The organism is Pseudomonas sp. SAS7, assembly GCF_052112345.1.
GTDB lineage: Bacteria > Pseudomonadota > Gammaproteobacteria > Pseudomonadales > Pseudomonadaceae > Aquipseudomonas > Aquipseudomonas putida_Q.
The window spans coordinates 24,732-45,090 of record NZ_JBEGGO010000006.1 but is presented as its reverse complement, the minus strand read 5'-3'; the positions used below and the strand labels follow the sequence as shown (position 1 = coordinate 45,090).

Annotated in this window: 21 protein-coding genes; 8 read left to right on the top strand and 13 right to left on the bottom strand. The window is 63.3% G+C overall.

The features are described 5' to 3' along the window. Positions 1-227: 227 nt before the first annotated feature. From ABI582_RS11480 to ABI582_RS11460, 5 genes are all read left to right on the top strand, one after another. Complete coding sequence (locus tag ABI582_RS11480; protein ID WP_086977163.1) at positions 228-1,388, top strand: D-alanyl-D-alanine carboxypeptidase family protein; 1,161 nt, start codon at positions 228-230, stop codon at positions 1,386-1,388. A 73-nt stretch (positions 1,389-1,461) separates the two neighbouring features. Next, positions 1,462-1,737, top strand: coding sequence for a DUF493 domain-containing protein (locus ABI582_RS11475; RefSeq protein ID WP_442119230.1), 276 nt, complete (start codon positions 1,462-1,464; stop codon positions 1,735-1,737). After that, a complete protein-coding gene (gene lipB, locus ABI582_RS11470) occupies positions 1,737-2,384 on the top strand; it encodes a lipoyl(octanoyl) transferase LipB (protein WP_012274372.1) in 648 nt (215 codons plus the stop codon). Before ABI582_RS11475 ends, lipB begins: the two co-directional genes overlap by 1 nt. 2 nt (positions 2,385-2,386) lie before the next feature. Beyond that, a complete protein-coding gene (gene lipA / locus ABI582_RS11465) occupies positions 2,387-3,403 on the top strand; it encodes a lipoyl synthase (RefSeq protein ID WP_258654119.1) in 1,017 nt (338 codons plus the stop codon). Positions 3,404-3,490: 87 nt separating this feature from the next. Beyond that, entirely contained in the window at positions 3,491-4,432 is a 942-nt protein-coding gene (locus tag ABI582_RS11460) for a S66 peptidase family protein (RefSeq protein ID WP_442119229.1), read from the top strand. Between the two features lie 106 nt (positions 4,433-4,538). On the opposite strand, the gene ABI582_RS11455 is transcribed toward ABI582_RS11460, so the two are convergent. The 5 genes from ABI582_RS11455 to leuS all read right to left on the bottom strand — a co-directional run bounded on the left by ABI582_RS11455 (position 4,539) and on the right by leuS (position 10,627). Then, a complete protein-coding gene (locus tag ABI582_RS11455) occupies positions 4,539-5,855 on the bottom strand; it encodes a lytic murein transglycosylase (RefSeq protein WP_410931854.1) in 1,317 nt (438 codons plus the stop codon). 60 nt (positions 5,856-5,915) lie between these two features. After that, positions 5,916-6,080, bottom strand: a complete 165-nt coding sequence (gene arfA, locus ABI582_RS11450; RefSeq protein WP_016501800.1) for an alternative ribosome rescue factor ArfA — start codon at positions 6,078-6,080, stop codon at positions 5,916-5,918. Positions 6,081-6,276: 196 nt separating this feature from the next. Next, positions 6,277-7,314, bottom strand: a complete 1,038-nt coding sequence (holA, locus tag ABI582_RS11445; RefSeq protein WP_229609594.1) for a DNA polymerase III subunit delta — start codon at positions 7,312-7,314, stop codon at positions 6,277-6,279. A gap of 39 nt (positions 7,315-7,353) precedes the next feature. Further along, positions 7,354-7,959 (bottom strand): LPS-assembly lipoprotein LptE, encoded by a 606-nt coding sequence (locus ABI582_RS11440; protein WP_338745357.1) that lies wholly within the window; start codon positions 7,957-7,959, stop codon positions 7,354-7,356. A gap of 61 nt (positions 7,960-8,020) precedes the next feature. Then, the gene (gene leuS / locus ABI582_RS11435; RefSeq protein ID WP_049276284.1) at positions 8,021-10,627 is read right to left on the bottom strand and encodes a leucine--tRNA ligase; all 2,607 of its coding nucleotides are present in this window, start codon (positions 10,625-10,627) and stop codon (positions 8,021-8,023) included. A gap of 228 nt (positions 10,628-10,855) precedes the next feature. On the opposite strand from leuS, the gene ABI582_RS11430 reads away from it, so the two are divergent. Next, a complete protein-coding gene (locus ABI582_RS11430; protein WP_063422775.1) occupies positions 10,856-11,170 on the top strand; it encodes a hypothetical protein in 315 nt (104 codons plus the stop codon). 135 nt (positions 11,171-11,305) lie between these two features. Beyond that, entirely contained in the window at positions 11,306-12,067 is a 762-nt protein-coding gene (locus tag ABI582_RS11425) for a YdcF family protein (RefSeq protein WP_338745354.1), read from the top strand. Between the two features lie 155 nt (positions 12,068-12,222). Here the strand turns inward: ABI582_RS11425 and lnt are convergent, their stop codons facing one another. Genes lnt through ABI582_RS11405 form a run of 4 tightly spaced genes read right to left on the bottom strand, consistent with a single transcriptional unit; the run spans position 12,223 to position 16,078 of the window. Continuing rightward, entirely contained in the window at positions 12,223-13,740 is a 1,518-nt protein-coding gene (lnt, locus tag ABI582_RS11420; protein ID WP_258654113.1) for an apolipoprotein N-acyltransferase, read from the bottom strand. Positions 13,741-13,748: 8 nt separating this feature from the next. After that, the gene (locus ABI582_RS11415) at positions 13,749-14,588 is read right to left on the bottom strand and encodes an HlyC/CorC family transporter (RefSeq protein ID WP_338745353.1); all 840 of its coding nucleotides are present in this window, start codon (positions 14,586-14,588) and stop codon (positions 13,749-13,751) included. A 25-nt stretch (positions 14,589-14,613) separates the two neighbouring features. Next, positions 14,614-15,087: an rRNA maturation RNase YbeY gene (gene ybeY / locus ABI582_RS11410; protein WP_442119228.1), complete on the bottom strand. Its 474-nt coding sequence runs from the start codon at positions 15,085-15,087 to the stop codon at positions 14,614-14,616. Beyond that, the gene (locus ABI582_RS11405; protein WP_016501791.1) at positions 15,080-16,078 is read right to left on the bottom strand and encodes a PhoH family protein; all 999 of its coding nucleotides are present in this window, start codon (positions 16,076-16,078) and stop codon (positions 15,080-15,082) included. Before ABI582_RS11405 ends, ybeY begins: the two co-directional genes overlap by 8 nt. Positions 16,079-16,310: 232 nt before the next feature. Between ABI582_RS11405 and ABI582_RS11400 the strand changes: the two genes are divergently transcribed. After that, positions 16,311-16,637, top strand: coding sequence for a DUF1820 family protein (locus ABI582_RS11400; protein ID WP_041167902.1), 327 nt, complete (start codon positions 16,311-16,313; stop codon positions 16,635-16,637). 3 nt (positions 16,638-16,640) lie between these two features. On the opposite strand, the gene ABI582_RS11395 is transcribed toward ABI582_RS11400, so the two are convergent. From ABI582_RS11395 to ABI582_RS11380, 4 genes are all read right to left on the bottom strand, one after another. Beyond that, positions 16,641-17,186 (bottom strand): tetratricopeptide repeat protein, encoded by a 546-nt coding sequence (locus tag ABI582_RS11395; RefSeq protein WP_016489345.1) that lies wholly within the window; start codon positions 17,184-17,186, stop codon positions 16,641-16,643. A 201-nt stretch (positions 17,187-17,387) separates the two neighbouring features. Next, positions 17,388-18,671: a glutamate-1-semialdehyde 2,1-aminomutase gene (gene hemL, locus ABI582_RS11390; RefSeq protein ID WP_258654112.1), complete on the bottom strand. Its 1,284-nt coding sequence runs from the start codon at positions 18,669-18,671 to the stop codon at positions 17,388-17,390. 17 nt (positions 18,672-18,688) lie between these two features. Next, positions 18,689-19,312, bottom strand: coding sequence for a thiamine phosphate synthase (gene thiE, locus ABI582_RS11385; protein ID WP_016489343.1), 624 nt, complete (start codon positions 19,310-19,312; stop codon positions 18,689-18,691). Positions 19,313-19,325: 13 nt separating this feature from the next. Beyond that, positions 19,326-20,123: a hydroxymethylpyrimidine/phosphomethylpyrimidine kinase gene (locus ABI582_RS11380; protein WP_049275631.1), complete on the bottom strand. Its 798-nt coding sequence runs from the start codon at positions 20,121-20,123 to the stop codon at positions 19,326-19,328. Positions 20,124-20,359: the final 236 nt, after the last annotated feature.

Below are 20,359 nucleotides of genomic sequence, written 5' to 3'. Positions count from 1 at the left end.
CGACACCCTGTGGGAGCGGGCGTGCCCGCGAAGAAGGCAACACCAAACTGTCGGTTTTGTCATGAATTGCCGGGCGCGGCCATGTACAATGACGGCTTTTGCCCGCAGCGACATAAAGCCGCACGTTCGTGGGTCAGGCCAACGGCCATAAAACTAGACTGACTGGCGCTGGGCACACGATCTTGCCCAGGGAACATCTCAGACCATTAGCGATTTTCGAGAGACGGATGAACATCACCAACCTTGCCAAACGACTTTGCCTGCCTGTACTGCTGATGATCACGCCTGCCGCCTTCGCGGCAGAGCAGATGACGCCGGCGCCACCGCAACTGGCAGCCAAGTCCTACGTACTCATGGACGCGTCCAGCGGCAACGTGCTGGTCGAGAACAACGGTGACGAGCGTCTGCCGCCAGCCAGCCTGACCAAGCTGATGACCGCCTACATCGCCACCCTGGACATCCGCCGCGGCCAGATCGGTGAGAACGACCCGGTTACCGTCAGCGAAAACGCCTGGCGTACCGGCGGTTCGCGCATGTTCATCAAGGTCGGCAGCCAGGTGACTGTCAGCGACCTGCTGCACGGCATCATCATCCAGTCCGGTAACGACGCCTCGGTCGCCCTGTCCGAGCACATCGCCGGCAGCGAAGATGCCTTTGCCGACATGATGAACAAGACGGCTGCCGACCTGGGTATGACCAACAGCCACTTCATGAACCCGACCGGTCTGCCGAACCCGGAGCACTACTCGTCGGCTCACGACATGGCTACCCTGGCCCGTGCGATCATCACCGTCGACCCGGCCCACTACGCCATCTACTCGCAGAAAGAGTTCTTCTGGAACAACATCAAGCAGCCTAACCGCAACCTGCTGCTGTGGCGTGACAAGACCGTCGATGGCCTGAAGACCGGCCACACCGACGAAGCCGGCTACTGCATGGTGGCTTCGGCCGTTCGCGATGGCCAGCGCCTGATCGCCGTGGTGTTCGGCACCAACAGCGAGCAGTCCCGTGCTGCCGAAACCCAGAAGCTGCTGACCTACGGTTTCCGCTTCTTCGAAACCCAGACCTTCTACCAGAAGGGCACCGAGCTGACCCAGGCCCCGGTCTGGAAGGGCGCCACCAGCCAGATCAAGGCTGGCCTGGCCGACGACCTGACCATGACTATGCCTAAAGGCCAATTGAAGCGCCTGCAGGCTTCGATGACCATGAACCCGCAGCTCACCGCGCCAATCGCCAAAGGTGACGTGATCGGCAAAGTGGAAGTCAAACTGGACGAGAAAGTGGTTCACAGCGCCGACCTGATCGCCCTCGATGGCGTCGAGGAAGGTGGTTTCTTCCGCCGTATGTGGGATAGCATCCGTCTATTCTTCTTCGGGTTGTTCAACTGATACGTGACCTGCAAGCCCCCGCGTATCTAGCGGGGGTGTTGTTGTTGCCACGGCTTACGAGGCCGTTTCCGCCATGAGCGAACCAGACGTCAAGTCGCACAAGATCGAATTCCCTTGTACTGATTACCCGATCAAGGTGATCGGCGATACCGTTGTCCATTTCAAGGACACGGTCGTCGAGATCTTGAAGAAATATGCTGAGGTCGACATGAAGACCTTGGCTGAGCGCCAGAGCAAGGAAGGCAAGTACACCACCGTGCAATTGCACATCGTCGCCACCAGCGAAGACCAGTTGCACGACATCAATAGCGCCCTGCGCGCTACCGGCATCGTGAAAATGGTGCTCTGATGTCCGCCTGTCTCGGTTTTCGCGAGCTTGGCCTGCAGCCCTATGAACCGGTGCTGGAGGCTATGCGTCGCTTTACCGAGCAGCGCAGCCCGGACAGCCAGGATGAAATCTGGCTGGTCGAGCACCCCGCAGTCTTCACCCAGGGCCAGGCCGGCAAGGCCGAGCACCTGCTGGTGCCGGGCGACATCCCGGTGGTGCAGACCGATCGCGGTGGCCAGGTGACCTACCATGGCCCCGGTCAGCAGGTGGCCTACCTGCTGCTGGACGTGCGCCGGCTGGGCTTTGGCGTACGCGAGTTGGTCAGCCGTATCGAACAGGCCCTGATCGGCCTGCTCGCCAGTTACGACGTGCAGGCATCGGCCAAGCCCGATGCCCCGGGCGTCTATGTCGACGGAGCGAAGATCGCCTCCCTCGGCCTGCGAATTCGCAACGGCCGTTCGTTCCACGGCCTTGCCCTGAACGTGGACATGGACCTTGCGCCATTCCGCCGAATCAACCCCTGCGGCTATGCGGGGCTGGCCATGACCCAGCTGCGCGATCTGGCAGGTCCGATCGAACTCGACGAGGTCAGGACAAGGCTGCGCGGACAGCTGGTCAAGCACCTCGACTACGCTGAGCAGACGACCCTCACGGGCGGAATCGACTGAATATGACAACTGTGCAAGAAGCCGTGCCGAACCTGATACCTACCCTGGACACCACCCCGCGCCAAGCGCCGAAAAAGGTGGAAGCCGGGGTCAAACTGCGTGGTGCCGACAAAGTCGCGCGCATCCCGGTAAAGATCATCCCGACCGACGAGCTGCCGAAAAAGCCTGACTGGATCCGCGTGCGTATTCCGGTTTCGCCCGAGGTAGACCGCATCAAGCAACTGCTGCGCAAGCACAAGCTGCACAGCGTGTGCGAAGAGGCCTCCTGCCCGAACCTGGGCGAGTGCTTCTCTGGTGGTACCGCCACCTTCATGATCATGGGTGACATCTGCACCCGTCGTTGCCCGTTCTGTGACGTTGGCCACGGCCGACCGAAACCGCTGGACCTGGACGAGCCGAAAAACCTGGCGGTCGCCATTGCCGACCTGCGCCTGAAGTACGTAGTGATCACCTCGGTGGACCGCGACGACCTGCGTGACGGCGGTGCCCAGCACTTTGCCGACTGCATCCGCGAAATCCGCGCGCTGTCGCCGGGTGTGCAGCTGGAAACCCTGGTACCGGACTACCGTGGCCGCATGGACGTTGCGTTGGCAATCACCGCGCAAGAGCCGCCAGATGTGTTCAACCACAACCTCGAGACCGTGCCGCGCCTGTACAAGGCCGCGCGCCCGGGTTCCGATTACGACTGGTCGCTGGACCTGCTGCAGAAGTTCAAGCAGATGGTGCCGCACGTACCGACCAAGTCGGGCCTGATGCTCGGCCTGGGCGAGACTGACGAAGAAGTGATCGAGGTGATGCACCGCATGCGTGAGCATGAAATCGACATGCTCACCCTCGGCCAGTACTTGCAGCCATCGCGTAGCCACCTGCCGGTGCAACGTTTCGTTCACCCGGACACCTTCGCCTGGTTCGCCGAGGAAGGTTACAAGATGGGCTTCAAGAACGTCGCCTCCGGCCCGCTGGTGCGTTCTTCGTACCACGCTGACCAGCAAGCTCACGAAGCCAAGATCAAGCTCTGAGCCAAAGGCAGAGCTACGTATGCCGATGCACGCCGAAAGGTGGCATCGGCATTTTTATTTGTGCCACCTGCGCTGCAAGGAGCCGCGATGAATTGCGCCGAAACTGTCCAACCCAGCCTGCCAGCTGCGCTGCCGGCTAACGCCTGTTTTGCCATTGTCGCGCCGGCGGGCGCGGCGCGTCTGGATACGCACAAGGTCAGCGAGTGGTTTGCTGACCGCGGCTACCGTTGCCGTATCTACCCGGGTGCCCTCCAGGCGCAGGGTTATCTGGCAGGGCCGGACCAACAGCGCCTGCAGGACCTGCACGATGCTTTTACCGACCCGGGCATCGACGCCATCCTGTGCATGCGCGGGGGCTATGGCAGCATGCGTTTGCTCGATCAGCTCGACTTCGAGCTCATTCGCCGCAACCCTAAACCGTTGATCGGCTACAGCGACATTACCGCACTGCACACTGCGATCTACCGGCATTGCGGCGGGCTGGTTACCTTCCACGGGGGGATGCTGAATGCCGATCTGCTGGGGGCCAAGTTGCCGCCGACCGAATCGTCGTTGTTGGCACAGTTGAGTGGGCTTGTGCGGGGCGGCGAGCAGATCGCGCACCCGGCGGACTATGCCTTGACCACGGTGTTGCCGGGTGTGGCCAGCGGGCCGCTGCTGGGCGGCAACCTGTCGATGCTGGGGGCGACCATGGGGACGCTTGCCGAGCTGGATACTCAAGGCTGCATCCTGTTCATCGAGGACGTCAACGAGCCGTTGTACCGGGTGGACCGGCTGCTGACCCAGTTGCGCCTGGCGGGCAAGCTGGAGGGGGTGAAGGGCTTGCTGGTGGGGGACTTTGCCGGGATTACCACGGCGGCGTTGGCGCCGTTGCTGGAGCAGACCTTCGCGCCGCTGGGTGTGCCGGTGCTGGCGGGGTGGCGCAGTGGGCATTGCGACCCGAATGTGTGCTTGCCGTTGGGGGCTCGGGTAAGGTTGGACAGTGATCGGCAGAGCCTGGTGTTGGAGCAGGATCTGTTCAAGGCTTGAGGTTGTCGGGGCTGCTTTGCAGCCCATCGCGACACAAGGCCGCTCCTACAGGCGATTGCGATACATTGCAGTTACGCGGTCGTCTGTAGGAGCGCCCCCGGCAATCTCACGGCTGGCGCAGGCTCTCAAGCAGCTTGTGGGTCGGATAGCCATCTGCTGGCCACCCCAGCCCCTGCTGGGCAGTGCGAATGGCCTTGCGGGTATTGGCGCCGATAATGCCATCGGCATTCCCGGCCTCGTGCCCACGGCTGTTCAACAGGTTCTGCAGCTCCATGCGCTCGCTGCGGCTCAATGGCAGGTCTTCTTTCGGCCAGCTGCCGGCAATGAACCCCCAACCACTGAAGCGATCCCCCAGCAGGCTCACCGCCAAGGCATAGGACGACGAGTTGTTGTACTTGAGGATTGCGCGGAAGTTGTCCAGCACCAAAAATGCCGGGCCACGTGCGCCCGCTGGCAGCAGCAGGGCGGCAGACAGCTGGTTGCTGTTGGCGGGTAACTGCGTGCCTGCAGGCAGTGTCACACCCATCGCCAGCCACTCGCTCACCGGTTTGCGCAGCGCGCCATCGGCTTGCCAGAAATCGAAGCCAGCCGGCACTTGTACCTCGAAGCCCCATGGCTGACCACGCTTCCAGCCCGAGCTTTGCAGGTAATGCGCCGTCGAGGCCAGGGCATCCGGTGTACTGTTCCAGATGTCGCGGCGGCCATCACCGTCGAAGTCCACGGCATGGGTGTTGTAGGTGGTCGGGATGAACTGGGTCTGGCCCATGGCGCCGGCCCACGAACCACGCATGGCTTCAGGCTGGATGTCGCCATGCTGGATAATTTGCAGCGCGGCGATGAGCTGGTCCTGGGCGAACTGCGGGCGGCGGCCCTCATAGGCCAGCGTGGCCAGCGAGCGAATCACCGACTTGTTGCCCTGGAACTGGCCAAAGTTGCTTTCCATGCCCCACACCGCGACCAGCACCTGGCGGTCAACGCCGTAGCGTTGCTCGAGGCGGGTCAGCAGCTCGGCGTTCTGCTCCAGCAGCTTCTTGCCATTGCGCACGCGCAGAGGCGACAGGGCGCCTTCGAGGTATTCCCATACCGGGCGAGTGAACTCTGGCTGGCTGCGGTCAGCCTTGATCACGTCCATGTCGGGGGTGACGCCAAGGAAGGCGCTGTCGAACGTGCTCGGCGAGATGCCGGCTTGCAGGGCTTGCTGGCGGAAGCCTGCCTGCCATTGGGCGAAGGTTTGCAGAGGCTGGATTTCAGTGCTGACGTCAGGCGTTGTGCCGGGCACAGTCACCACTGGAGCGGGTTGGGCAGGGGCCAGCGGCAGTGCGTCGGCAGCGGTGGGTTTTTCCGCGCAGGCCACGAGCAGGATGAAGCTGGAGGCCGCGATCAGCTGGCGGGTTTCCCAACGGGGGAGAAGACGGAAGAGCATGCACAGATCCAGAATTGCAGGTCAGGTGACGACCATACCATGCCTGCGCTTGCGATGCTTTCATGCTGCCAAAAAGTAGGAAGCCTCCCAATCTCTCGATTGGAAGGCTTCGCGGCGGTAGCTGCCTTTGCCCTTGTCCGGTTGTTCCTGGCGGCAGCGGAACAGGGGTTGGGCGACGATGGACTTGGCCTTGTTGGGGCCGTGCTTTTTCGGCTTTTTGCTCATGGCGGGCTTCCCGGGTTGGGTGGGTTTCGGGGCGCACTGTAGGGCTTGGTGCGGGGTGGGGCCAATTGATTGTGTTTATGGCTTGGATCTTGGGGCCGCTTCGCGCCCCATCGCGGCACAAGGCCGCTCCTACAAGGGATCCGGGACTGCTGTAGGAGCGGCCTTGTGCCGCGAAAGGGCCGCAAAGCGGCCCCGGCTATTGCGAAGGTAACGACAGGCGCTGTCCCGCCATCAACAGCGACAAGCGCGCAAGCCCCGTCCAGGGCGAGCCCTCGGCCTGGCCCTTGATCTGCGCATCGATACGCTGGGCATCCTGCAGCAACTGCCCCCAGCGCTGCGCCGACAGGCGCTGCAGGGCTTTGCTGACCAGCGGCCGGCGTTTGTCCCAGATCGGCGGGCGGGCCTGGCTGAAGGCCTTGTCCAGCGGCACCCCTTGGCTGAACTGTTGGGCCAGCCCAGCCAGTTGGCGCAGCTCGCGGGCCAGGGCCCAGAGGATCACGGGCGGCTCCACGCCTTCACCACGCAAGCCTTCGAGCATGCGCAGGGCATGCGCCGCTTCGCCGTTGAGAATGGCATCGACCAGGCCGAAGACATCGAAGCGGGCGCTGTCGGCGACCGCAGCCTGCACGGTTTCCACGGTGATCTGGTTGCCGTCGGCAAGCAGTTTAAGCTTTTCGATCTCCTGCGCGGCGGCCAGCAGGTTGCCTTCCACGCGCGCAGCGATCAGGTCGACAGCGTCACGTTGCGCCGACAGGCCGGCTTGCTGCAGCCGCTGGTTGATCCACTGTGGCAGCTGGTGCACATCCACCGGCCAGATCTGGATGAACTGGCAGTGGGCACCTTCGATCAAGGCCTTGCCCCATTTGGTCTTCTGCGCGCTGCCATCGAGCTTGGGCAGGCTCACCAGCAGCACGGTGTCTTCGGCGGGCCTGGCGCAGTATTCCATCAACGCGGCGGCGCCCTTGTCACCAGGCTTGCCCGAGGGCAGGCGCAGTTCCAGCAGGCGGCGCTGGGCGAAAAGCGACAGGCTGGCGCCAGCCTGGAGCAGGGTGCCCCAGTCGAAGTTGGCGTCAGCACTGAACACCTGACGCTCGTCGAAACCTTGCTGACGTGCCGCGTTGCGGATGGCGTCAGCGGCTTCCTGGCACAGCAGCGGGTCGTCGCCGCTGACCACGTAGACCGGTGCCAGGGCGCCTTGCAAGTGCTTGTTGAGTTGGGCGGGGGCGAGTTTCATGGGAAACAGGCGGGGCACCCGAGGGTGCCCCACGCGGGCTTAGTTGCCCGGCACTTCCAGTGGCGACTGCTGAGGCGTTTCGGCCTGCTGACGGCGGGCGGCCTCCAGCGCGTCGGCTTCGGCCTGGGCGCGTTCGTCGGCTTTACGCTGCAGCTCGTCCAGCTGGGACGGGCTCAGCATCTGCAGGCGCACGACCATGGCGTTGACCAGGTCGCGGCGCATTTCTTCACGGGCGCGGTTGGCTTCCTGCTCGGAGCCGGTGATGTTCGAGCCGTCACGCACGTAGATCTTGCGCACTTCCAGCTTGTCGCTCAGCAGTTCCAGGTTGTTCAGGCCCTGGATGCTGTAGTTCAGCTCCGTGGTCAGCTCGTACTCGGCGGTACGGTTGCCGCTGTTGTAGGTTGCCGAACGCTCGCGCTCCTGCTCGTTGGTCAACACCAGGCGGTAAGGTGCGCCGGCATGCACGTTGACACCGCTACGCTCCAGTACCTCTCGGAGCTGGACCACGGTCGGGCCGTAGGCATTGCGTGCGCTGACGTCCATTTCCTTCACACTCAGCTCGGTGGAGCCGGTGCCGCGCAGCTGGAAACCGCAGGCGCTGAGCATGACCGCCAGGCCGATTACCAGCAAATTGCGTTTGATCATGTTGTTGCTCCCTTGTGGGCCTGTACCGCCCACCCGCAGCCACTGCGGGTGGGCGTTTTCATCAGTTGGCGACGATGTTGACCAGCTTGCCCGGTACCACGATGACCTTGCGGATGGTAAGGCCATCGATGAAGCGCAGGACATTCTCGTTGCTGCGGGCGGCGGCTTCGACTTCTTCGCGGCTGGCCGCGGCAGGCATCTCGACCTGGCCGCGCAGTTTACCGTTGACCTGAACCACCAGGGTAACGGTGTCCTGCACCAGTGCCTGCTCATCGACGCTTGGCCAGGCGGCATCGATCACCGACCCTGCATGGCCCAGGTGCTGCCACAGCGCGTGGGAGATGTGCGGGGTGATCGGCGACAGCAGCAGGGTGACGGCTTCCAGGCCTTCGTGCAGCAGGGCACGGTCCTGCTCGCTGGCTTGCGGGGCCTTTTCCAGCACGTTCATCACGGTCATCACCTGGGCAATGGCGGTGTTGAACTTGTGGAACTGGCCTACATCGTTGCTGGCCTGCTTGATGGCGGCGTGGATGGCGCGGCGGATGACCTTTTGTGCGTCGTCCAGGGCGGCGACATCCAGCTTGCCCGGCAGGCCCTGGCTGACGTGAGCCTGGGCCAGGCGCCAGACACGGCGCAGGAAGCGGCTGGCACCTTCGACGCCGGAGTCGGACCATTCCAGGCTCATGTCGGGCGGCGAGGCGAACATCATGAACAGGCGGCAGGTGTCAGCACCGTAGGCTTCGATCATCGATTGCGGGTCGACGCCGTTGTTCTTCGACTTCGACATCTTCTCGGTGCCGCCGATTTCCACCGGCAGGCCGTCGGTCTTCAGGCGGGCGCCGATGATCTTGGCCTTGGCATCGCGCTCGATTTCGACATCGGCCGGGTTGAACCAGTCCTTGCCGCCATTGCTGGCCACGCGGTAGTAGGTTTCGGCGACCACCATGCCCTGGGTCAGCAGGTTCTTGAACGGCTCGTTCGAGGTGACCAGGCCTTCGTCGCGCATCAGCTTGTGGAAGAAGCGCGCGTACAGCAGGTGCAGGATCGCGTGTTCGATGCCACCGATGTACTGGTCGACAGGCAGCCAGTGGTTGGCGGCTTTCGGGTCGACCAGGCCCTTGTCGTAATTAGGCGAGGCGTAGCGGGCGAAGTACCAGGACGATTCGACGAAGGTGTCCATGGTGTCGGTTTCGCGCTTGGCCGCGGTGCCGCATTTCGGGCAGGTGCATTCGTAGAATTCAGGCATGCGCGCCAGTGGCGAGCCGGCACCGTCCGGTACCACGTTCTCGGGCAGGGTGACCGGCAGCTGGTCTTCCGGCACCGGTACGTCGCCGCAGGACGGGCAGTGGATGATCGGGATCGGGCAGCCCCAGTAGCGCTGGCGGCTGATGCCCCAGTCGCGCAGGCGGAACTGGGTACGCGACTTGCCGAGGTCCTTGCGGATCAGGGCGGTTTCGATGGCGTCGAAGGCGCCGGCGAAGTCCAGGCCATCGAACTCGCCGGAGTTGATCAGCTGGCCGTGCTCGTTGTAGGCAGCCAGCCATTCGTTGCCGACGTCATCGCCTTCGCTGGTGCGTACCACCGCCTTGACCGGCAGGTTGTATTTGCGGGCGAACTCGAAGTCGCGCTCGTCGTGGGCCGGCACGGCCATTACCGCGCCATCGCCGTAGTGCATCAGCACGTAGTTGGCGACCCATACCGGCAGCTTCTCGCCAGTCAGCGGGTGCTCGACCAGCAGGGAAGTGGCCATGCCCTTCTTCTCCTGGGTGGCCATGTCAGCTTCGGCAACGCTGCCGCTCTTGCACTCGTCGATGAACGCCTGCAGCGCCGGGTTGCCCTGGGCGGCCTGGGTGGCCAGCGGGTGCTCGGCGGCGACGGCGACGTAGGTCGCGCCCATCAGCGTGTCCGGGCGGGTGGTGAAGACCTTCAGGGTGCCTTCGTGGCCGATGCTGGCCTGGTCGTACGGGAACTGTACTTCCATGCCGCGCGACTTGCCGATCCAGTTGCGCTGCATGGTCTTGACCTGCTCAGGCCAGCCCGGCAGCTCGTCGAGGCTTTCCAGCAGCTCGTCGGCGTAGTCGGTGATGCGGAAGTAGTACATCGGGATTTCGCGCTTTTCGATCAGCGCGCCCGAACGCCAGCCACGGCCGTCGATGACTTGCTCGTTGGCCAGTACGGTCTGGTCTGCCGGGTCCCAGTTCACGGTACCGTTCTTGCGGTAGATGATGCCTTTCTCGAACAGGCGGGTGAACAGCCACTGCTCCCAACGGTAGTAGTCGGGTTTGCAGGTGGTCACTTCACGTGCCCAGTCGATGGCAAGGCCCAGGCTCTTGAGCTGGGTCTTCATGTAGTCGATGTTTTCGTAGGTCCACTTGGCCGGGGCGACGTTGTTTTTCATCGCCGCGTTTTCCGCGGGCATGCCGAAAGCGTCCCAGCCCATCGGCTGCAGGACGTTCTTGCCCAGCATGCGCTGGTAGCGGGCAATCACGTCGCCGATGGTGTAGTTGCGCACGTGGCCCATGTGTAGCTTGCCGCTCGGGTACGGGAACATCGATAGGCAATAGTAGGTGTCTTTGCCTGGCTGTTCGGTAACAGCGAACGATTGTTGCTCGTCCCAGAAGTTCTGGGCGGCGGCTTCGATATCACGGGGCGTGTATTGTTCGTGCATGGCTACTTTTGGCTGAGAGAGAAGAGACCTTGTTCCAGGCAGCGGAACTTCGCTGCAACCGGTACTCCGGTGTCGTTTAGAGTGAACGCCGTAGCATACAGCAGCGTTGCGCATCGTGGGAAACCTTCGTTGCGAATGCCCGCTGGTCGCGGCAGGCGGCTGCTTTTCATTGCGCCGCTAAGCTCAGGTGTGGGGGGAGATATTCTTTATCTTCAATGAGGTGAACGGATGGGAGAGACGCAGCTACCCGCAATCAAGCCGGAGCTTTACGAACGTCTGATCGACCGGCTTGGCCTGGCGCTGGAAACCGCCAGGACCTCGGTGCGATTGCGCGACGAGATGCCGGCCGAGCTGGAATTGCGCGGCCTGAGCCACGCAGAGTTCGAAGTGATCAAGGCCTACCTGGAATCGCTCCCGGTGCGCCAGAGTGCCTGTGCCGGCAGTTACCCACAAGCGGAGCCGACATCGGCCAAGATCATCTGGCTCAAGGACAAGAAACGCCCCGCCAATACGGCGAGATCCAGGACGCTGCCACATCGCTAGCCGTTCGGGATGCCAGCCGCAGGCCATCGCGCGCCGGTTCTTCAATATTACACAGCTCACGATTGGCGCCGGTCGCACCCTTGTTGACCGGCGCCGATCCTTTTAGGCTGCACCCCTGCCAAGGAGGTGTGGCCGATGCCGATCCGATTCTTCATCAAACAATGGCTGATGCCGCCGGGCATCCTGTTGCTGCTGTTGCTTGCGGCGTGGTGGCTGCGTGCACGGCGGCCACGGCTGGCGGCGCTGTGCTTTGCCGTGGGGCTGGGTGGCCTATGGCTGATGAGCCTGCCGCTGGTAGTGCAGGAAACCGCCCGTATGCTGGAAAGCGAGCCGCCGTTGGCCGTCAGCGACTGGGCCGGCCTGGCGAGCCGGGCGGATGCGATCGTGGTGCTGGGGGCGGGACGTGAACGGGGCGACCCGGCCTGGGGCGGTAGCGACCAGCCCACGGCCACGGCGCTGGAGCGCATGCGCTTTGCCGCGCGGCTGGCCAAGGCCTCAGGTTTGCCGGTGCTGACCAGTGGTGGGCTGCACTATGGCACGCCGCCGAGCGAGGCGCGGTTGATGGCGGATCGGCTGCGGGAGGACTTTGCGGTCGAGGTGAAGTGGCGTGAAGAGGCCAGCCGCACGACCTGGGAAAATGCTCAGCTCACGGCCAACGTGCTGAAACCGTTGGGCATTCATCGCGTAGTGGTGGTGACCCAGGCCTGGCACATGCAGCGCTCGCGCTGGAGCTTTGAGCAGGCGGGGTTCGAGGTGGTGTCGGCGCCGGTGGGGTTCCTGGGGCGCGATCATGCGCGGCCGTTTGCCGGGTTGCTGCCGGAGAGCCGGGCGATGTGGCAGAGCGGGCAGTTGCTCAATGAAGTGGCGGGTTTGGTGGGGTATCGGGTGTTCTACTGAGCCAAGGGTGCACTCGATCCCTTGTAGGAGCGGCCTTGTGTCGCGATGGGCTGCGTAGCAGCCCCTGAATTCAGCGTTCACACCAAGAATGCCGGGGCCGCTTTGCGGCCCGATCGCGACACAAGGCCGCTCCTACAGGGATCTGTGTCGCCTGGTTAGACGGTTTTGGCTATGCGCCCTGCCAGCAACGCCCAGCCCAGCAGCAGCGCACACACAATCGCCAGCGGCCACGAGCGCCATTTCAGATACGGCGTCAATTGCTGCATCGGCACCACTTCGCCATACAGCACCGCCTGCTCGAACTGCGGCACTTGCGTGGTAATGCGGCCAAACGGGTCGATAAGGGCGGTGACGCCGTTGTTGGTTGCGCGGATCATCCAGCGGCCGGCTTCCAGCGCGCGCATCTGTGCCATCTGCAAGTGCTGCAAGGGGCCGATCGATTTGCCGAACCAGGTGTCGTTGCTGATGGTCAGCAGCAGGTCGCTGCGTGCGGCCAGGCCTGCGGCAAACTCGGGGTAGACCACTTCGTAGCAGATGTAGGGCGCAATCTGATAACCCTTGGCTTGCAGCAGCGGCTGATCTTCCGGCCCGCGGGCGAAGTCGGACATGGGCAGGTTGAAGAACTCGATCATACCCCGCAGCATGTCCTGCAATGGCACGTATTCACCAAACGGCACCAGTTTCTGCTTGAGGTAGGTGCCATCGCCTTCACCGGCGACGGTGATGCCGTTGTAGTAGCGGCGCTGATGATGCACCACTTCACGCACCGGCACGCCGGTGATCAGCGCCGAATGCCTCTCGGCAGCGAAACGCCCCATCACGTCGATGTAGCCCTGTGCCTGGTCCTTGAGCACCGGTACTGCGGTTTCTGGCCAGATCAGCAGGTCCACAGGTTTGGAGCTGAAGCTCAGGTCACGGTACAGCGCCAGTTGCGCGTCGATGTGCGCCGGGTCCCATTTCAGGTCCTGCTCGACGTTGCCTTGAATGGCTGCCACTTTCAGCGGGTCACCTGCCGGTTTGGTCCAGGCATGGCCCTTGAGCGCCAGGCCCAGTGCCCACGGGGCCAGCAGCAGCAAGCAGGCCACGGCAAGGAACGAGGGGCGGGCGCGCAGACGGTGCAGGTTGCACAGCAGGGCCGCAGTGAGCGCCAGGGTGAAGGAAACCAGCCACACGCCGCCCAGTGGTGCCAGCCCGGCCAATGGGCCATCCAGCTGGCTGTAGCCGGCATAGAGCCAAGGGAAACCGGTCAGGAACCAGCCGCGGAAGGCCTCTTGCAGCAGCCAGAGGGCGGCGAAGCACAAGGCGTCGGCCAGTGGCGCTTCATTGCGCCTCAGCCAGCGTGCCCACAGCCAGGTGGGCAGGGCAAAGAACCAGGCCAGTGCGGCGAAGAACGCCAGCAGTAGCAGAATCGCCAGCAGCGGCGAGGCGCCGCCGTAGGTGTTCATGCTGACGTAGATCCACCAGGTGCCGGCGCCATACAGGCCGAAACCGAACCACCAGCCCCGCCACATGGCCTGGCGCGGGCTAAGCTCGCGCAGGCCAAGGTAGAGCACGGCGATGGACAATATGGCCAGCGGCCAGATGTCGAACGGCGCCAGGGCCAGAAGAGTGGAAGCACCGGCCGCCAGGGCCAGCAGGTTACCGGGCCAGCCGGGGCGGGTGATCCAACGCATGTTTGTCCTTAACGGCTGATCGGGGTCAGGCGCAGCAAGTGTATCCGCCGGCTGTCGGCGTTGAGAATACGGAACTTGTAAGACCCTATCTCGGTGGTTTCGTTGCGCTTGGGCAGGTGGCCAAAGGCGCTCATCACCAGCCCGCCAACCGTGTCGAACTCGTCATCGGAGAACTCGCTGTCGAAGAACTCGTTGAAGTTCTCGATCGGGGTAAGCGCCTTGACCAGGAAGTCGCCGCTTGGCAGCGGCTTGATGTAGCTGTCTTCCTCGACGTCGTGCTCGTCCTCGATATCGCCGACAATCTGCTCCAGCACGTCTTCGATGGTGACCAGGCCTGCCACACCGCCATATTCGTCGATGACGATGGCCATGTGGTTATGGTTGGCGCGGAACTCGCGCAGCAACACGTTCAGGCGCTTGGACTCGGGCACGAAGGTGGCCGGGCGCAGCAGGTCCTTGATATTGAAGCTGTCGCCGTTCTCCTTGAGGATCAGCGGCAGCAGGTCTTTGGCGAGCAGGACCCCGAGCACATCGTCGTGGCTTTCGCCGATCACCGGGTACCGCGAGTGCGCGGCGTCTATCACCGCTGGCAGAAACTCGCGCGGCGACTGGCCGGCCTTGATGCTGTTCATCTGCGAGCGCGGCACCATGATGTCGCGCACCTGCAGGTCGGCGACCTGGATGGCGCCTTCGACGATGGTCAGCGCTTCGCTGTCCAGCAATTTGTTCTGATGGGCTTCGCGCAGCAGCTCAAGGAGCTCCTGGCGGTTTTTCGGCTCATGGGCAAAAGCCTGGGTCAGTTTGCCCAGCCAGGACTTTTGCCCGTTGCTCGATCGATCTTCGCTCATGGCGGTTCTCGTGATCCTTCGTGTTTCAGTGTGTGATTGAGTCGGTTTCATCGTCGGCATACGGGTCGGGGTGACCCAGTTCTGCCAGCAATTCCCGTTCCAGGCCTTCCATTTCTTCGGCTTCCACATCATCGATGTGGTCGTAGCCGAGCAGGTGCAGGCAACCGTGAATGACCAGGTGCGCCCAGTGGGCTTCGAGCGACTTGCCTTGTTCGGCCGCTTCGCGCTCGACCACTGCGACACAGATCACCAGATCGCCCAGCAGCGGGATATCGAGCAGGTCATCGGGCACATCGGCCGGGAACGACAGCACATTGGTCGCGTAGTCTTTATGCCGGTAGGTGTGGTTCAGCTCACGGCCTTCGGTTTCGTCGACCAGGCGGATGGTCATTTCCGAGTCGGCGCTGCGCTGGCGCAGGGCCAGCTCGCACCAGCGGCGGAAGGCGGCGTCATCCGGGGCGGCAGCGTCCGTGGCCCGTTGGATATCAAGTTCAAGCATCTTTGCCGGGCGCCTCGGGCTTGGCCTGGCGGGCTTCGAAGCGGTCGTAGGCTTCGACAATACGCTGCACCAGTGGGTGACGAACCACATCTTTGGGTTGGAAGTGGGTAAAACTGATGCCCGGAACGTCCTTCAGCACCTCGATGACGTGTGCCAGGCCCGACTTGGTGCCACGTGGCAGGTCGACCTGGGTGATGTCGCCGGTAATCACCGCGGTGGAGCCGAAACCGATGCGGGTGAGGAACATTTTCATCTGTTCCAGCGTGGTGTTCTGGCTTTCGTCGAGGATGATGAAGCTGTTGTTCAGGGTGCGGCCACGCATGTAGGCCAGCGGGGCGATCTCGATCACCTGGCGCTCGATCAGCTTGGCAACGTGTTCGAAGCCGAGCATTTCGTACAGGGCGTCGTACAGCGGGCGCAGGTACGGGTCGATCTTCTGCGCCAGGTCACCGGGCAGGAAACCAAGCTTTTCGCCGGCCTCGACCGCAGGGCGCACCAGCAGGATACGGCGCACCTGTTCGCGCTCCAGCGCATCCACGGCGCAGGCCACGGCAAGGTAGGTCTTGCCGGTACCGGCCGGGCCGACGCCGAAGTTGATGTCGTTGGCCAGTATTTCCTTCACGTAGCGCTGCTGGTTGAGCCCGCGCGGGCGGATGTTGCCCTTGCGCGTACGCAGCGACACGCTGACCTCGTTGACGGCCGGGTTGTCGATGTTCTCGACAGCCGACTCCTGCAGGTACAGGTGCACGGTTTCCGGCGACAGGTCGGTGGCCTTGGTCTCGCGGTAGAGACGGCGCAGCAACTGTTCGGCCGCAGAGGTGGTCTTGGGTTCGCCGATCAGTTCGAACTGATTGCCGCGGTTGCGGATTTCGATGGCCAGGCGCTGTTCGATCAGGCGCAAGTGCTCGTCGAACTGCCCGCACAAGTTGGCGAAACGGTGGGCCTCGAAGGGCTCGAGGATGAAACGATGGGGTTCTATGGGTGCGTTCAAGGTCGTTTTTAGCCGCTCGACGGCAATGGGTGTGAACTCAAGAATAACCCTTGAATGCCAGTGGCGAAAGCACTGAAACGTTCAACGGTATGTACTGCCTGTTCTGGCCTCTTCGCGGGTGAACCCGCTCCCACTGGTTGTGTGCATGACCTGTGGGAGCGGGTTCACCCGCGAAGAGGCCGGAGCAGGTATCATGCCTGCCTTTTCTTACGCATGTGTTATCCCTCCCATCATGAGCAAACGCGAACCTGCCATCTATAAAGTGATCTTCCTCAACCAGGGGCAGGTCTTCGAGATGTATGCCAAGCAGATCTATCAAAGCGACCTGTGGGGCTTCCTGGAAATCGAGGAGTTCGTGTTCGGCGAGCGCTCGCAACTGGTGGTGGACCCGAGCGAGGAGAAGCTGAAGAACCAGTTCGAGGGGGTGATCCGCAGTTTCGTGCCGATGCACTCGATCGTGCGCATTGATGAAGTGGAGCGGCTGGGCACGGCAAAGATCAGCGAAGCCAAGGGCGGCGGCAATGTGATGCCGTTCCCGATGCCAATGCCGGAAAAGTAACCGTCAGGGGAGTGGCGAGAACGGCGTGCGCCCTTCGGCGTTCTGCAGTTCCAGCAGGTATTTGCGGAAGATCTGGCCGAGCACCTGGGTGGCATGCTCCAGCTCGTCGCGGGGCATTTGCTCGGTGACTTCGTCGGCCATGTCCAGTGCATCTTCGGCGCCGTTGACTGCGGCCATCTTCAGCAGGATGTAGGCCTGCACGTTGTTGGCCTTGACCCCTTCGCCATGGAAGAACATCGCACCCAGACGGTACTGGGCGTCGGCCTGGCCTTGCAGCGAAGCCTTCTGGAACCAGTCCAGGGCTTTGTCGAGGTTTTTCGGGGTTTGCGTGTAGTAGTACTCGCCCAGTTCGAATTGTGCCTGGGCATCCCCCGCGGTAGCCGTCTGCTCGCAGGCCTTGAGGGCGTTTGCCAGGTCTTCAGGCTGAACATTCAAGGTGCAGCGGCCCGTCGCCGGAATCAGCAACGAGTTACCGCCCTCCGCCAAGGCCAGCAGGGGCTGAAGAAGCAACAGGCAGCCCAGGGTCAGGGCGCGGCCGGTGCGGTTCATGGGGATCGACTTACCTCTGCAAAGCTGCGGCCAATGTCTCTGGTGGCACATTATGGGATAAGCAGCGCCAACCTTACAAAGTTTTACTCGAATTTCTGCTTGGTTGGGGGAAGTCAGCTGATTGTGCATGCGTAATTATTGCCTGTACCGGCCTCTTCGCGGGGCAAGCCCGCTCCCACAGAGGCCGGTGCAGGCTGGCAATTACTTCAATGCAGCAAAGGCCTTTTCAGCCGCATCCAGGGTGATCTGCAGCTCCTTGTCGCCGTGGGCGATGGAGGTGAAGCCCGCCTCGAACGCGCTCGGTGCCAGGTACACGCCGCCTTCCAGCATCAGGTGGAAGAAGCGTTTGAAGCGTTCGGCATCGCTGCTCATCACGTCTTCGAAGGTGACGATGTCGTCGGCGCCGCTGAAGTACAGGCCGAACATGGCACCGGCCTGGGTAGTGACGAACGGTATGCCAGCGGCATCGGCACGTTGCTGCAGGCCATCGAGCATGCGGCTGGTGTAGTCGGTCAGCTCATCGTGGAAGCCCGGGCGGCTGATCAGCTTCAGGGTGGTCAGGCCAGCGGCCATGGCCAGCGGGTTGCCCGACAGGGTGCCGGCCTGGTAGACCGGGCCGAGCGGGGCGATGCAGCCCATGATTTCGCGCTTGCCGCCGAAGCAGCCAACCGGCATGCCACCACCGACGATCTTGCCGAAGGTGGACAGGTCCGGCTTGATGCCGTAGTGGCCCTGGGCCCCGCCCAGCGAGACGCGGAAGCCGGTCATCACTTCGTCGAAGATCAGCACCACGCCGTGTTTGTCGCACTGCTCGCGCAGGCCTTCAAGGAAGCCCGGCGCCGGTGGGACGCAGTTCATGTTGCCGGCCACGGGCTCGACGATGATGCAGGCCACGGTCTGGCCAACGTCGGCCAGGGTTTTCTCGACTGCGGCGATGTCGTTGAACGGCAGGGTCAGGGTGTGCTTGGCGAAGTCTGCCGGCACGCCGGCCGAGCTTGGCACGCCTTGGGTCAGCAGGCCGGAACCGGCTTTTACCAGCAGGCTGTCGGAGTGGCCGTGGTAGCAGCCTTCGAACTTGATGATGGCGTCACGGCCGGTGTAGCCACGGGCCAAGCGAATGGCACTCATGGTGGCTTCGGTGCCCGAGCTGACCATGCGCACCATTTCCATGGACGGCACCAGCGAGCAGACCAGGTCGGCCATGTCGGTTTCCATGGCGGTCGGCGCGCCGTAGGACAGGCCATGCTCCAGCTGCTTGCGCACCGAGTCCAGCACGTCCGGGTGGCCGTGGCCGAGGATCATCGGGCCCCAGGAGCCGACGTAGTCGACATAGCGCTTGTCGTCTTCGTCAACGACGTAGGCGCCTTCGGCATGCTTGAAGAACAGCGGCGTGCCGCCCACGCTTTTGAAAGCGCGCACTGGCGAGTTGACGCCGCCTGGGATGTGCTTCTGGGCTTTGGCGAACAGGTCTTCGGAACGGGACATGAAAGGCTCTCTCGAAATCAGGATGCGAACAAGGCATTGAAGGCGCGGGCGCGGCGGGTAACTTCCTGCGCGCTGTCGGCACCGAACAGGCCATGGATCACCGCCAGCAGGTCGGCGCCGTGGGCGACCAGCGGGGCGGCGTTGTCGAGGGTGATGCCGCCGATCACGGCAATCGGCAGTTTTACCTGGGCACGCGCCTGCTCCAGCAGTTCGACGTTGGCGGCGGGCGCGCCCGGCTTGGTAACGGAATTGAAGAAGCGGCCAAAGGCCACGTAGCTGGCGCCTTCGCTGGCGGCCTGGGCGGCCAGCTCGAGGCTGGCGTGGCAGGTGGAACCGATGATCGCCCGGCGGCCGAGCAGGGCGCGGGCCGGGGTCAGCGGGCCGTCGGTCTGGCCCAGGTGTACACCGACGCCCAGGCGTGCGGCCAGTTCGGCGTCATCGTTGATGAGCAGCTGGGTGCCGTAGCGCTCGCAGAGCTTCATCAGCCCTTCGGCTTCACGCAGGCGGCGCGCCGCGTCGTCACTTTTGTCGCGGTACTGCAGCAGGCACACGCCGCCTTCCAGTGCCGCCTCGACATGGGACAGGAACCGGCCGGCGAGCAGCTGGCTGTCGGTGATTGCATACAGACCGCGTAGCTTCATTGAAAGCCTCGTATCAGGAACAGAAGTCCAGGGGCAGGCGGCGCGGCACGTACTGGCCCCTGCCCAACTGCTCGGCGTCACGCAGGGTGCGCCAGGTGTAGTCCAGGGCGCTGCGCACGGCGCTTTCCAGCTGCTCGCCGAGGGCCAGGCGGCCAGCCAGGGCGCTGGCCAGGGTGCAGCCCGAGCCATGGTAGCTGCCCGGCAGGCGTTGGCAGGTCCAGGTGTGGAGCTGGCCGTCCTGGGTGTACAGGCGGTTGTGAATTTCGTCTTCGTCGCCGTGACCGCCGGTAATCAGCAGGTGTCTACAGAACGGCAGCAGCTTTTCGGCACATTCGTCGGCGGTGCCTTCGGGCAGTTCGGCGAGGATGCGGGCTTCAGGCAGGTTCGGCGTGGCGATGGTCGCCAGTGGCAGCAGGCGTTCGCGCAGGGCGTAGCCCACTTCGTCCTTGCCCAGGCGGCCACCGCCGCCGGCACGCAGCACCGGGTCGCAGACCAGCGGCAGGTGCGGGTGAGCGGCCAGCAGTTCGGCGACGGTGTCGACCATCTCGATCGAACCGAGCATGCCCAGCTTGACGGCGGCCACCGTGGAGTCGGCCAGCACGGCATTGGCCTGGGCCAGTACCCACTCGCGGTCGAGCACGCGGAAGTCGGAAACGTTGACAGTATCCTGCACGGTCAGGGCGGTCACTGCGGGTGCAGCGTGACAGCCTTGGGCGATCAGGGCTTCGATATCTGCCTGCAGGCCGGCGCCGCCACTGGGGTCGTGGCCGGAGAGACAGAGGACAACGGGGCGGGAGCTGTAGGTATTCATGGTCGGCGAGCTTACCACCAAACCTGTTTGGGCGGATCGTCCGACAAACGAGTTTTACTGATCGATCGGTCAGATTCTGATTTGCTGACCTTCTGAAAGTATTGATTTAGAGCCTTTTCTTTGGTTTTTGATATGGCCGATTGCCAGGTTGCGAAGCTATGCTAGAGTGCTCGGATAACTCGACAAACGGGTTCTGCCGGATCACGTCGTCTCAAACGGATGGGAGGCTACCGCGA

Excerpts from the sequence above, each read along its gene's own strand:
- ABI582_RS11395 (WP_016489345.1), bottom strand. The coding sequence starts at position 17,186 with ATGAACCGCACCGGCCGCGCCCTGACCCTGGGCTGCCTGTTGCTTCTT.
- hemL (WP_258654112.1), bottom strand. The coding sequence starts at position 18,671 with ATGTCCCGTTCCGAAGACCTGTTCGCCAAAGCCCAGAAGCACATCCCA.
- ABI582_RS11475 (WP_442119230.1), top strand. The coding sequence starts at position 1,462 with ATGAGCGAACCAGACGTCAAGTCGCACAAGATCGAATTCCCTTGTACT.
- leuS (WP_049276284.1), bottom strand. The coding sequence starts at position 10,627 with ATGCACGAACAATACACGCCCCGTGATATCGAAGCCGCCGCCCAGAAC.
- ybeY (WP_442119228.1), bottom strand. The coding sequence starts at position 15,087 with ATGCTTGAACTTGATATCCAACGGGCCACGGACGCTGCCGCCCCGGAT.
- ABI582_RS11380 (WP_049275631.1), bottom strand. The coding sequence starts at position 20,123 with ATGAATACCTACAGCTCCCGCCCCGTTGTCCTCTGTCTCTCCGGCCAC.
- ABI582_RS11430 (WP_063422775.1), top strand. The coding sequence starts at position 10,856 with ATGGGAGAGACGCAGCTACCCGCAATCAAGCCGGAGCTTTACGAACGT.
- thiE (WP_016489343.1), bottom strand. The coding sequence starts at position 19,312 with ATGAAGCTACGCGGTCTGTATGCAATCACCGACAGCCAGCTGCTCGCC.
- lipB (WP_012274372.1), top strand. The coding sequence starts at position 1,737 with ATGTCCGCCTGTCTCGGTTTTCGCGAGCTTGGCCTGCAGCCCTATGAA.
- ABI582_RS11440 (WP_338745357.1), bottom strand. The coding sequence starts at position 7,959 with ATGATCAAACGCAATTTGCTGGTAATCGGCCTGGCGGTCATGCTCAGC.
- ABI582_RS11400 (WP_041167902.1), top strand. The coding sequence starts at position 16,311 with ATGAGCAAACGCGAACCTGCCATCTATAAAGTGATCTTCCTCAACCAG.
- ABI582_RS11460 (WP_442119229.1), top strand. The coding sequence starts at position 3,491 with ATGAATTGCGCCGAAACTGTCCAACCCAGCCTGCCAGCTGCGCTGCCG.
- ABI582_RS11425 (WP_338745354.1), top strand. The coding sequence starts at position 11,306 with ATGCCGATCCGATTCTTCATCAAACAATGGCTGATGCCGCCGGGCATC.
- ABI582_RS11455 (WP_410931854.1), bottom strand. The coding sequence starts at position 5,855 with ATGCTCTTCCGTCTTCTCCCCCGTTGGGAAACCCGCCAGCTGATCGCG.
- lipA (WP_258654119.1), top strand. The coding sequence starts at position 2,387 with ATGACAACTGTGCAAGAAGCCGTGCCGAACCTGATACCTACCCTGGAC.
- lnt (WP_258654113.1), bottom strand. The coding sequence starts at position 13,740 with ATGCGTTGGATCACCCGCCCCGGCTGGCCCGGTAACCTGCTGGCCCTG.
- arfA (WP_016501800.1), bottom strand. The coding sequence starts at position 6,080 with ATGAGCAAAAAGCCGAAAAAGCACGGCCCCAACAAGGCCAAGTCCATC.
- ABI582_RS11415 (WP_338745353.1), bottom strand. The coding sequence starts at position 14,588 with ATGAGCGAAGATCGATCGAGCAACGGGCAAAAGTCCTGGCTGGGCAAA.
- ABI582_RS11480 (WP_086977163.1), top strand. The coding sequence starts at position 228 with ATGAACATCACCAACCTTGCCAAACGACTTTGCCTGCCTGTACTGCTG.
- holA (WP_229609594.1), bottom strand. The coding sequence starts at position 7,314 with ATGAAACTCGCCCCCGCCCAACTCAACAAGCACTTGCAAGGCGCCCTG.